This window comes from Pseudomonas cichorii (assembly GCF_003700275.1).
In the GTDB taxonomy this organism is placed as follows: Bacteria; Pseudomonadota; Gammaproteobacteria; order Pseudomonadales; family Pseudomonadaceae; genus Aquipseudomonas; species Aquipseudomonas cichorii_B.
This window is the reverse complement of sequence record NZ_RBRE01000057.1, coordinates 136,296-147,327: the sequence shown is the minus strand read 5'-3', so window position 1 is coordinate 147,327 and position 11,032 is coordinate 136,296. Positions and strand designations below refer to the sequence as shown.

The 11,032-nt window shown below is 57.6% G+C and carries 10 protein-coding genes; 5 read left to right on the top strand and 5 right to left on the bottom strand.

Going from position 1 to position 11,032, the window contains the following annotated elements:
* Positions 1-41 precede the first annotated feature (41 nt).
* From ALQ04_RS15685 to ALQ04_RS15665, 5 genes are all read left to right on the top strand, one after another.
* Positions 42-1,457 carry a hypothetical protein gene (locus ALQ04_RS15685; protein WP_122316660.1) on the top strand — a complete coding sequence of 472 codons (1,416 nt, stop codon included), beginning with the start codon at positions 42-44 and terminating at the stop codon, positions 1,455-1,457.
* Between the two features lie 74 nt (positions 1,458-1,531).
* Positions 1,532-3,508 carry an alkaline phosphatase family protein gene (locus ALQ04_RS15680; protein ID WP_221033406.1) on the top strand — a complete coding sequence of 659 codons (1,977 nt, stop codon included), beginning with the start codon at positions 1,532-1,534 and terminating at the stop codon, positions 3,506-3,508.
* A gap of 107 nt (positions 3,509-3,615) precedes the next feature.
* The gene (locus ALQ04_RS15675; protein ID WP_122316659.1) at positions 3,616-4,437 is read left to right on the top strand and encodes an ion transporter; all 822 of its coding nucleotides are present in this window, start codon (positions 3,616-3,618) and stop codon (positions 4,435-4,437) included.
* A gap of 103 nt (positions 4,438-4,540) precedes the next feature.
* Positions 4,541-5,539: a sulfate ABC transporter substrate-binding protein gene (locus ALQ04_RS15670; protein WP_122316658.1), complete on the top strand. Its 999-nt coding sequence runs from the start codon at positions 4,541-4,543 to the stop codon at positions 5,537-5,539.
* 427 nt (positions 5,540-5,966) lie between these two features.
* The gene (locus ALQ04_RS15665) at positions 5,967-6,389 is read left to right on the top strand and encodes a hypothetical protein (RefSeq protein ID WP_122316657.1); all 423 of its coding nucleotides are present in this window, start codon (positions 5,967-5,969) and stop codon (positions 6,387-6,389) included.
* Between the two features lie 58 nt (positions 6,390-6,447).
* Here ALQ04_RS15665 and ALQ04_RS15660 read toward each other — a convergent pair whose 3' ends face one another.
* From ALQ04_RS15660 to ALQ04_RS15640, 5 genes are read right to left on the bottom strand one after another with little or no spacing between them, the layout of a single operon-like run.
* Entirely contained in the window at positions 6,448-6,849 is a 402-nt protein-coding gene (locus tag ALQ04_RS15660) for a hypothetical protein (RefSeq protein ID WP_122316656.1), read from the bottom strand.
* A gap of 10 nt (positions 6,850-6,859) precedes the next feature.
* Positions 6,860-8,059: a c-type cytochrome biogenesis protein CcmI gene (gene ccmI, locus ALQ04_RS15655; RefSeq protein ID WP_122316655.1), complete on the bottom strand. Its 1,200-nt coding sequence runs from the start codon at positions 8,057-8,059 to the stop codon at positions 6,860-6,862.
* A complete protein-coding gene (locus ALQ04_RS15650) occupies positions 8,056-8,526 on the bottom strand; it encodes a cytochrome c-type biogenesis protein (RefSeq protein WP_122316654.1) in 471 nt (156 codons plus the stop codon). Before ALQ04_RS15650 ends, ccmI begins: the two co-directional genes overlap by 4 nt.
* Complete coding sequence (locus ALQ04_RS15645; RefSeq protein WP_122316653.1) at positions 8,523-9,059, bottom strand: DsbE family thiol:disulfide interchange protein; 537 nt, start codon at positions 9,057-9,059, stop codon at positions 8,523-8,525. The genes ALQ04_RS15650 and ALQ04_RS15645 overlap by 4 nt, the downstream gene beginning before the upstream one ends.
* On the bottom strand, positions 9,056-11,029 hold the full coding sequence (locus tag ALQ04_RS15640) for a heme lyase CcmF/NrfE family subunit (protein WP_122316652.1): 1,974 nt from the start codon (positions 11,027-11,029) through the stop codon (positions 9,056-9,058). Before ALQ04_RS15640 ends, ALQ04_RS15645 begins: the two co-directional genes overlap by 4 nt.
* Positions 11,030-11,032: the final 3 nt, after the last annotated feature.

The window sequence follows — 11,032 nt, the reverse complement described above, 5'->3', positions numbered from 1 at the left end:
CCATACGTCTGTATTGACTTCATCAACCTGAGGAAAACACCATGAGCTGGCCAGGCAAAGGCGTCGATTATTACGCCTACGTAGAAACCAATGAATTCACTACCCTTTTCCAACAACCCACCGATTGGGGCGATAAAACGGCCTCCTATCAACTTGATACGCCGAACACGATGCAACATGGCAATCTTCAGATCTCGGAAAACGATATCAGTTGGCACTCACACACCGGACACTATAGCTGGCAACTTTCAAAGAATCAGGCGCCGATAGCGGACAAGTATGCAGATATTGCTCCCTTTACCGGAAACCTCGGCGATACCACCTTGGGCAACATGCTGCAGACCCCCTCCCTGTTCGGACAGGGCTGGGCGGTTTCCTATGGTTTCTACGACAGCGGAAGCGGCAGCGGCGGCCTTACCAACCAGGACCAGTCTTATGTATACGCCACAGGCGACATGTCAGGCTGGATGGGGGATCTGGCCCACAGCATGGGAACGGCACTGACAGAACAGCCATTTTCCACCTTTGCATTGCCGGGCGCCCATGACGCCGGCATGTTTGATCCGACACTCGTCACAAGCCTGTTGAATAACGCTGAATTCCTGGCCTCTCTCACAGGTGTATTCGGCTCCTCGATCGCTCTTCTGGCCAAACCCATTGCCTTGCGCGCAATCATCAACCTGGCTTTTACCCAGAAAGACAACATCACCGCACAACTCAACCTAGGTACCCGCTATTTCGACTTCCGTCCGGGATATTGCTATCAGAACATTACGGGCGGCATCTATCACCAGCACAACCTGATACCAGGCTATTCGTATCAGAGCTTCCTGGAAGACATTCTGAGCTGGCTGGATCATCATCCGACGGAAATTGTCGTCATCAGCCCGAACTTCCAGGGTTTCGCGCAAGACACGATGAAACCGGCGCCCGACGTGCTCGACGGGATGCTGAATACTGCACTGGCCAACACCAAGACGCTTGGCAAGATCGTGCCCGGCTACAAAGGTGATCTGGCCTCAAGTTATACAACGCTGCTCTCGCAATCGAAACGCCTGATTCTGCTACCGCAGACCGACTCGACTGAAGATGCCTCCAAGTACGACTCCTACAACGACAGTTACACCACAACAGACGTGAACAATATTCTGGCAGCCCTGAAAGGAATGAATACGGACGGTCAGGCCAGCCACGACTACACCGTGCTGCAACTTCAAGGAACAGCCAGTGGCGTGGACGGAGCAGCCACTCCCGCCATTGTGACCCTGAGCGATGCCTCTTCTCCGTTAATGTCAACCAAGCCGGGATTCGACTTCCATACCTATCCGTGGCTGGTAGCGAACGTCGCCAGCAATTTGAGCGCATCGGGACTTGTCGTCTTTCTCAACGACTTCTGTGACAACGCCCTGGCCTCCATGGCGAAACAGATCACTCAGGCCAGAGCCAGCAAGCTCTAGCTCTTCGCCAATTCAAGCATTTGTAACAAGCCTGACAATAACAGCCAACACCTGCCTGTAAGGGAAGTACCAGCATGGGAACAAAACACAACGCGACCATTTTCATCACCAATGACACTGGCGCAAATGCTGACATTATTCTGTTTCACAGCGACTCAAACGACCAAAGACAATGTGGAAAATGGGCTGCGCAACCGGGACAAACTGTAGGCCCACTGGAAGTTACTTTTGAAACAGGCCTGGATGCCATTGATATTCTGGATTACTGGTCCGTCATGCTCAACGTCAGGGATGGTGAATCGCCGGGCTACTACGCCAACACAGGCAAAGGTAATTACAAGAAAGAATGCCAACTGCAAAGCAAGGATGCAGGGCAAACCATTACATTGTCCGTAAGCACCGCGAAGTTCAATATTGCATTGAAGTCAGGTGGCTGCAGTGATGGTATGAAAAAGCTGGCACCCGCCGCCCCCATCACCCATGTATTTGTCGTCATGCTGGAAAACCATTCGTTCGACAATATATTCGCCATGTCCGGGATTCCGGGCATAACGGCAGCCACGACCAATGACTCGAACACTTACCAGGGAGACGTCTATAAAGTTCAGCCCAGCGCCCCCGTGAGCATGCCAAGCGATCCGGGGCATGAATTCAACGACGTATTGCAACAACTGGCCGGGGAAAATGCCGTTTTCAAACAAGGCCAACCTTATCCCACCATCAACAATTCCGGGTTCGCCTCAAGCTACGCAACATCAACAACGGAATACCCGAAAAAAGCGCCATCAGCCGAAGACGTCATTGATGTCATGTCGTGCTTCGACACGCCGACGCAACTGCCCGTCATCTACAACCTGGCGACCGAGTTCGCTATATGCGATCACTGGCACTCTTCCATTCCAGGGCCGACATGGCCGAACCGCTTCTTCGTTCACGGCGCTTCGTCGGCTGGCTTTGACGACAGCCCGCAGCAGAATCAGATGCTCACCTGGGAAACAACCGATGGATTCGTCTACCCCAACGGGTCCATTTTCCAACGCCTCAAAGATGCCAACATCCAGTACAGGGTTTACAACGATGCTCAGGTTCAGCCAAAAACCTATCTGAGCCTGTACAGCGACCAGCCTGAACGAGGAACTCCACTGGGTGCGGTCCCACAGGTGGCGGCCCTTAAAGGTCTGTCCGTGTTCGATATTGAATCCCTGCAGCACTTTGCGGACGATCTGCAACAACCCTATCCATTTTCCTACACGTTCATAGAACCTCATTACGGGAGTGCCAGCACGGATTATGCGGGCGGCTCATCACAGCACCCGATGGATGACGTCTATGGTGGGGAGCACTTGCTGCAGGCCGTCTATGCCGCCATCCGTAATTCGCCTTATTGGGACACCAGCTTATTGATCGTCACTTACGACGAACATGGCGGTCTCTATGACTCGGTCACGCCGGGGACAATAACTGCACCGGGCGATAAATTTCCCGCCGGCAACAACACCCATGGCTTCGACTTCACGACAGCAGGCGTTCGAGTGCCAGCCATCGTGGCATCGCCGCTGATTCCCAAGGGCACGGTGGACCCGACGCTGTACGACCATGCTTCGATTCCTGCGCTGCTTGAAAAACTCTGGGGCCTGAAGCCTCTGACACAGCGAGACGCCAATGCCAATACGCCCTTGCATCTGCTCTCGCTGACCACACCACGCGATACCCCAAGCGCACTGGCCGACCCGAAGGCACCAGTGAAAGAAACCAGGGCTACACCGGTCGCAACAGAGAACGCTGCAACTCTGGCCAACCCCGTTCCGGTTTCCGGCAATCTGGCGGGCACCCTGGCCATTCTTCGCAAAATGGACGCAGAGTTGTCAGCAGGCAAACCTGCCGGATTGCTTCCCGAGCAAAACCTGGGTGCCGTCGGACTGCTTGCAGCCACAGGACAGATCGCCACCGTCCAGACACTCGATGACGCAGAGCAATATGCTCAAAAGGTTCTGGAAAAAGCACACCAGGCCAGACTTCTGAACAAGCTCGCAAATCCTGACAACAATTAATCGGAAACGGCTGGCGCTTGCGTACGGGTTACGCAAGCGTCAAAAGAAAATGGATTCTTCCCGATGCTGGGCATTAAGCTTTCGCAATATTTATTGCGAGAGCAACCATGGATACCACTCTCAGCCGCCGCCAGCGGCTGCACCGCGTTATTTTCGAGACCGATACTCCCGCCGGACGGCGCTTCGACAAGATTCTACTGATTGTCATTCTGCTCAGTCTGCTGGTGACCGTGGTCGACAGCATCCAGGATATCCACCGCGACTACGCTGACCTGCTCACCTATCTGGAATGGGGCTTTACGCTGGTCTTTGCCGTCGAGTACATCCTGCGTCTCTACTGTTCGCCAAGGCCGCTGAAATATGCGTTCAGCTTCTATGGCCTGGTGGATCTGCTGGCCATCGTGCCGGGCGTGCTGGCGATCTACTACAGCGATGCCCAGTACCTGCTGATCGTGCGGATCATCCGTATGATGCGCATCTTCCGGGTCCTAAAACTCAGCCCTTATCTGCGTCAGGCGCACTATCTGGTCGAGGCGCTACGCGGCAGCAAGCAGAAGATCATCGTGTTTCTGGTCAGCGTCTCGACTCTGGTTACCGTGTTCGGCACGCTGATGTATGTGATCGAAGGCCCGCAGAATGGCTTCACCAGCATCCCGAAAGGCATCTACTGGGCTATCGTGACCCTGACTACCGTGGGTTTCGGCGATATCGTGCCCAAGACGCCCGTGGGGCAAATGGTGTCATCGATCGTGATGATCATCGGTTACTCGATCATTGCCGTACCCACCGGTATATTCACCGCCGAACTGGCCAATGCCATGCGCGGCGAACAGTTGAAACACGACTGTCCGGTCTGCGTGAAAAAGCTCCATGAGCATGGCGCAGCGTTCTGTTCGCGATGCGGCAATGCCCTGTTTCCCAAGGAATAAGCAAAGACGTTTTTAATCTTTATGAGGCGAATGCCCAGCGGCTATAGTCGCGGCATTACGCCATCAGCCCCATAACAATGACTGTCAACTCAAGGAATGCGCAGTGAACAAACTCTTCGCCGCCTCGTTACTGGCCGCTGGCCTGGCCTTCGCCAGCGCCGCACAGGCCGCCCCGACTCTGCTCAACGTTTCCTACGACGTGATGCGTGATTTCTACAAAGACTACAACAGCGCGTTCCAGAAACACTGGAAAGCCGAGCACAAGGAAGACGTCACGGTACAGATGTCCTTCGGCGGTTCGAGCAAGCAGGCGCGTTCAGTGATCGATGGCCTGCCGGCTGACGTCATCACCATGAACATGGCCACTGACATCAACGCCCTGGCCGACAACGGCGAACTGGTTCCCAAGGACTGGGTCAGCCGCCTGCCGAACAACAGCGCGCCCTTCACTTCCGCCACCGTTTTCATCGTGCGCAAAGGCAACCCCAAAGCCCTGAAAGACTGGCCGGACCTGATCAAGGATGGCGTCGAAGTCATCGTTCCGAACCCGAAAACCTCGGGTAACGGTCGCTACACCTATCTGTCGGCCTGGGGCTACACCCTGAAGAATGGCGGCGATGAAGCAGCGGCCAGGAAATTCGTCGGCCAGCTGTTCAAGCACGTACCGGTGCTCGACACCGGCGGTCGTGGCGCAACCACCACCTTCATGACCAACCAGATCGGCGACGTGCTGGTCACCTTCGAGAACGAAGCGGAAATGATCGCCCGTGAGTTCGGTCGCGACCAGTTTGAAGTGGTTTACCCAAGTGTTTCCGCAGAAGCCGAGCCGCCGGTGAGTGTGGTCGACAAGGTCGTGGACAAGAAAAACTCCCGCGCCCTGGCCGAAGGCTATCTGAAATACCTGTGGTCGCCTGAAGCTCAGGAAATTGCCGCCAACAACTACCTGCGCCCACGCGACCCGGCCGTACTGGCCAAGTACAAGGATCGCTTCCCGCAAGTCGACTTCCTGTCGGTAGAAAAAACCTTCGGTGACTGGCGCACCGTGCAGAAGACCCACTTTATCGACGGTGGCGTGTTCGATCAGGTTTATTCGGGCAAGTAACACCACCGCAGGAGCCGGTTGAGCCGCGCTGAAAACACGGCAGCCTTGTCCCTTTCCACAGGCAAAATACAGACTTGTGGGAGGGGCCTTGGCCGCGACGGCGGTATTTCTGGCAACGTAACAAAAAGCTTGCACGCTTTAAACTTAATGGCTATAAACATGCCACACAAGTATTCACTACTACTTGAAACAGGGATGCATCACCACACGGAAGGTGTCCAGCGCTCAAGTTTATTCAGCACTTGAAATCTAATTTATTTTTCTGCCGGGCTCTGTAACTGACAGCATATCGTTGCACGTCAAATTCACGCCAGCCTGCTAAAACCAGACAAGAACAATACCCTTTATAAATAAAAAGGGAGCACTGTCACGCCTGATTGAAAGTGTCACACCTTAAAATCACTGCCAACACAAAAAGGATTTTCCAATGTTCAAGAAGACTTGCCTGGCCCTTCTGGCCTCTGCCGTACTGGTTACCAGCAATGCCTACGCCGCCTGCGCCACACTCAATGTCAACCGTAGCGGGGCCAACGTGGCTGCCAATAATCAGGATATTGTGTATGGTCCCTACAACATTACTTGCGCAGGGCCACAGACGTTTACCTTCCAGGACTTGTCTGCCAACAAAAGCACCAACTCGATCAAGCATATCTTCGAGAAGCAGAATGGTTCTACCTGGACTGTAGTATCCAGCAGTACCAATACCGGCTCGGCGTCCGTTACCAAAAGCTTTTTTATCAGCGCCAACGGCACTTACCGCTATCGGATAGAAAATGTCGGTGTTACTACGATAGCCAACTGGACCATGAGCGGTAATACGACACTGTTCACCATTCCTGGCACGTTTTAACTTCTGATAAAGTCTGGCAGGCAATACAGGTTATTCCTGCCAGACTTTTCACGCTTCATCAATTCCCGAACTGTCTTCCCAATCCTGCCGGCACTCCGCTGGTATCGGTCGCCTGCCACGGCCCATTCGGGTTGGTCGACCAGCTCCAGCCGTTATTCCACTGGTAGTAGGTGCGCTGGCGGTAGAAGGTATTGTCCTGGTCTTCCATCACGTACACGCCCATTCGTGCATCCCAATGACTATTACCGCCCGGTGGCGGGGCGAAGCTGGCCGAGGTTTTCGGCGCGGGCACCGGGGTCTTGGGCGCTGGTTTGGGGGTGGTCGGGCGTGGGCTGCCGGGCTGCTGACCGCCCGGCAAGGACTGGATCGGTTCCTGGCCGTGCGGTTCCGGGGGCTGGACCGCACAGGCACTCAAACCCAGGACCAGACCCAATAAGGTAATGCGTGCTGTGCGGTACATAAGCGATTCTCTATTTGTCAGGACTGTCGATAGTTAACGCCTGCTGCGCCGTGCTGCTACTGGCCAGTGGCTGGCTGCGGCCCACCCACTCTCCTGTGGTCGGCTGCCCTGCACGGGACACCCGTGCAACCAGTTGGACTTGCGCAAAGTTCGACAGTTTCAGTTGCGGCATCATTGCGTCGGAATCTCCCAGTTCGACCTGCGCGGGCAAGTCGGCCACGGTGATGCGCTTGACCGCCAGTGGCGCTGGAGGACCATTCACTGCACGCGCAAAGATGAACACGCTGTCGCCCGGCTGGACACTGGCCTTGAGCGCCGGGGCAAGGTCGACACGCACCTTGAGGCGCGCGCCGGCTGCAGCAGGCTCGGCCTGGACAACGCCAGCACCAGCAGCAAGGTTTTCCCGGGCTTTTGCAATACCGCCTTCCAGCGCCGCACGGGACGGATCCTGCGCAGGCAGCGCAGCCAGCAGGCGGCCCCAGTAGTCCACTGCGGCCTGATAGCGCTCGCTTTCAAAGGCGGCGATACCCAACAAGCCAAGGCTGGTGACTTCTTTCGGATCGGCCTTGAGTGCTTCGTCGGTCAGGGCCTGGACCTGCGGGGTGAATTGTTTGTCACTGGCGAAGTACAGGGCCTGGGCCCATTGCCCGAGCAATTCCGGCTGACGCCCGGCCAGCGCTACCGCACGCTCGAACATGTTCGCCGCATCGCCGGTACGTTCCTGGGCCATGTAGCTGCGCGCCAGAAAATAGACGCCTTCGGCAGAATCAGGCTGCGCCTGTACCGTGCGCTCAAGACGCTGGGTCATGTCCGCCAGGGAAACCGGCGGCTGCGAGAACTCGCGGGCCAGTTCGACCTTGTCGCTGGCGCCGTAATGCAGGTACAGCCCCATGCCCAGCACAGGCACCAGAACTGCCGCCAGCAATGGCAGCGCCTTGCCCAGGCGCGAATTGCGCACAGGTTCGACACCTTCGGTATCGGCCAGCAGTTCCCGCGCCGCTTCGGCACGCCCGCTCTGCATCTGCGCAGCGGAAAGCACGCCCTCCTCCTGCTGGTCCTGCAACTGGGCCACACGTTCCTGATACAGGGCGACATTGAGCGCGGTGCGGTCTTCTTCCGGCTGCACATGACGTCCGCGCAGGACCGGGATCAACAAGAAACTCAGGGCCGCCAGCAACAGCAGGCCGGCTGCCATCCAGAAATCGATCATTCTCGGTTTTTATCCAACAGATGGGCGAGGCGCAGACGCTCCTCGTCGGAAAGAACATCGGCTTCTTCACGGCGCTCACCATGACGACGTCCGACGATCACCCCAATCACTACCAGCCCGCCGATCAACAGCAGTGCCGGGCCGAACCAGAGCAGCCAGGTACGTGAGCTCAATTGCGGGTTGTAACGCACGAACTCGCCATAGCGATCGACCATGAACTCGACAATCTGCTGGTTGCTCTGGCCTTCGCCGAGCATGCGGTAGATTTCCTTGCGCAGGTCAGCGGCAATCGGCGCGTTGGAGTCGGCGAGGTCCTGGTTCTGGCATTTGGGGCAGCGCAGTTCCTTGGTCAGTTCGCTGTAACGGGCGCGTTCGGCTTCGTCACGAAACTGGTAGGCATCAATGGCCGCCTGGGCGAAGCCGGCCAGGCCCAGGCTCAGGACTGCGGCAGTCAACCAGCGCTTCATGGCCTGGCCTCGTCAACCAGCGCCTGATACAGGCCGGCCAGTTTTTCCCGCCAGACGGTTTCGTCGATCACGCCGACGTACTTGTGGCGAATGATGCCCTTGCTGTCGATCAGGAAGGTTTCCGGCGCGCCGTATACACCAAGGTTCATGCCCAGCGAACCGGCCTCGTCGCGAATGTTCAGTTGATAGGGGTCGTGAAAGTCCTTGAGCCACTTGATCGCGTCGGCATTCACATCCTTGTAGTTGATGCCGTAGATCAGCACGCCCTGCTGCATCAGCTTGTTGAGCACCGGGTGCTCGACCCGGCAGGCGACACACCAGGTGCCCCAGACATTGACCAGCGCCGGTTTGCCGAGCAAATCGGCACGGGTCAGGAGCTTGTCGCCCTCGACCTGAGGCAGGGAAAACTCGGGAAACGGCTTGTCGATCAGCGCCGAGGGCAACTCGGCGGGATTCTGATAAAGGCCGTGATAGAGAAACACCGCAACCACCAGGAAGATCGCCAGTGGCAGTACCATGATCCAACGTTTCATGCCGCCGCTCCCGTCATGCCCAGCGCATCACTCACTTTGTTCTTGACCTTGACACGGTAGCGCCGGTCCATGGCCGCGAGCAGCCCGCCGAGGCCTGTCAGCAAGCCACCGAACCAGATCCAGCGCACGAACGGTTTGACGTGCACGCGCACTGCCCAGGCGCCATTGCCCAGGGGTTCGCCAAGGGCGACATACAGGTCGCGGGTCACGCCAGCATCGATACCGGCCTCGGTCATCATCGACTGCTGTACGGTGTAGAGGCGTTTTTCCGGGTGCAGTACCGAGATCACCTTGCCATCCTGCATCACCCGCACCGTGCCGCGATCCGAGGTGAAGTTCGGCCCTTCGTAGTGCCGTGCACCCTCGAAGACGAACTGATAGCCACCCAGTTCGGTGGATTCACCGGGCGCCAGACGCAAGTCGCGCTCGGCGCTGTTCTGGCTCGACAGCACGACACCCAGGGCACAGACCGCAATACCGATGTGCGCCAGTTGCATGCCCCAATAGCTGCGGCTCAGACCGCGAGCGCCCTTGAGCAGACCTTTGTGACGGGTCTTGTCCAGCAGGTCGCGAACGCCGGCCAGCAACACCCAGGCGGCCAGCATGAAGGTCGCCAGCACCGCCCAATGGAAATCACCCAGCACGAAACCGGCGATCACCGCCAGCAGCGCACTGCCGATCAATACCGGCGCCAGCATGCCCAGCAGCCATTTGAGCGGCGTGTCTTTCCAGCGCACCAGCACGCCAACCGCCATCACGACCATCAACAGCCCCATCAGCGGCACGAACAGCGCATTGAAGTACGGCGGGCCGACTGACATCTTGGCGCCGCTCATGGCATCCAGCACCAGTGGATACAGGGTGCCGAGCAGAATCATCGAGGCCGCGACCACCAGCACCAGGTTATTGCCCAGCAGCAGCGTTTCTCGCGACCACAGGCTAAAGCCGACCTGGCTTTTCACCACCGGAGCGCGAATGGCGAACAGCGTCAGCGAACCGCCGACCACCGCCAGCAGGAACATCAGGATGAACACGCCTCGGGCCGGATCGGAAGCAAAGGCATGCACCGAGGTCAGCACCCCGGAGCGCACCAGGAAGGTTCCCAGCAGGCTCAGGGAAAACGCCGCAATGGCCAGCAGTACCGTCCAGCTTTTGAATACGCCGCGTTTTTCGGTGACTGCCAGCGAGTGAATCAGCGCAGTACCTACCAGCCAGGGCATGAACGAGGCATTTTCGACCGGATCCCAGAACCACCAGCCGCCCCAGCCCAGCTCGTAATAGGCCCACCACGAACCCAGGGTGATGCCGATCCCCAGAAACGCCCAGGCGACGATGGTCCAGGGCCGCGACCAGCGTGCCCAGGCCGCATCCAGGCGCCCGCCCAGCAAGGCGGCGATGGCAAAGGCAAAGGCCACCGAGAAGCCGACATACCCCATGTACAGCATCGGCGGATGCACGATCAGGCCGATGTCCTGCAACAGCGGATTGAGGTCGCGGCCATTGGCCGGAACCTGCGGCAGGATGCGCGTGAACGGATTGGAGGTCAGGATCAGAAACGACATAAAGCCGACGCTGATCATGCCCATCACCGCCAGGACCCGCGCCAGCATGACCTGTGGCAGTTGCCGGGAGAAGACCGATACGGCAAAGGTCCAGCCACTGAGGATCAGTGCCCAGAGCAGCAACGAGCCTTCATGGGCACCCCATACGGCACTGAACTTGTAATACCAGGGCAAGGCGCTGTTGGAGTTCTGCGCGACGTAGGCCACCGAGAAGTCATCGGTCATGAAGGCATGGGTCAGGCAACCGAAGGCGAACACAAGAAAGCTGAATTGTCCCCAGGCCGCCGGTCGGGCCAGGCCCATCCACAGCCGGTCGCCTCGCCAGGCTCCCAGCAACGGCACAATGGCCTGCACGATGGCCAGGCACAAGGCCAGAATCATGGCCAGATGGCCGAGTTCAGGAATCATGTC

Coding starts and splice junctions, on each gene's coding strand:
- ALQ04_RS15685 (WP_122316660.1), top strand. CDS start 42: ATGAGCTGGCCAGGCAAAGGCGTCGATTATTACGCCTACGTAGAAACC.
- ALQ04_RS15665 (WP_122316657.1), top strand. CDS start 5,967: ATGTTCAAGAAGACTTGCCTGGCCCTTCTGGCCTCTGCCGTACTGGTT.
- ALQ04_RS15640 (WP_122316652.1), bottom strand. CDS start 11,029: ATGATTCCTGAACTCGGCCATCTGGCCATGATTCTGGCCTTGTGCCTG.
- ALQ04_RS15680 (WP_221033406.1), top strand. CDS start 1,532: ATGGGAACAAAACACAACGCGACCATTTTCATCACCAATGACACTGGC.
- ALQ04_RS15645 (WP_122316653.1), bottom strand. CDS start 9,059: ATGAAACGTTGGATCATGGTACTGCCACTGGCGATCTTCCTGGTGGTT.
- ALQ04_RS15650 (WP_122316654.1), bottom strand. CDS start 8,526: ATGAAGCGCTGGTTGACTGCCGCAGTCCTGAGCCTGGGCCTGGCCGGC.
- ccmI (WP_122316655.1), bottom strand. CDS start 8,059: ATGATCGATTTCTGGATGGCAGCCGGCCTGCTGTTGCTGGCGGCCCTG.
- ALQ04_RS15675 (WP_122316659.1), top strand. CDS start 3,616: ATGGATACCACTCTCAGCCGCCGCCAGCGGCTGCACCGCGTTATTTTC.
- ALQ04_RS15660 (WP_122316656.1), bottom strand. CDS start 6,849: ATGTACCGCACAGCACGCATTACCTTATTGGGTCTGGTCCTGGGTTTG.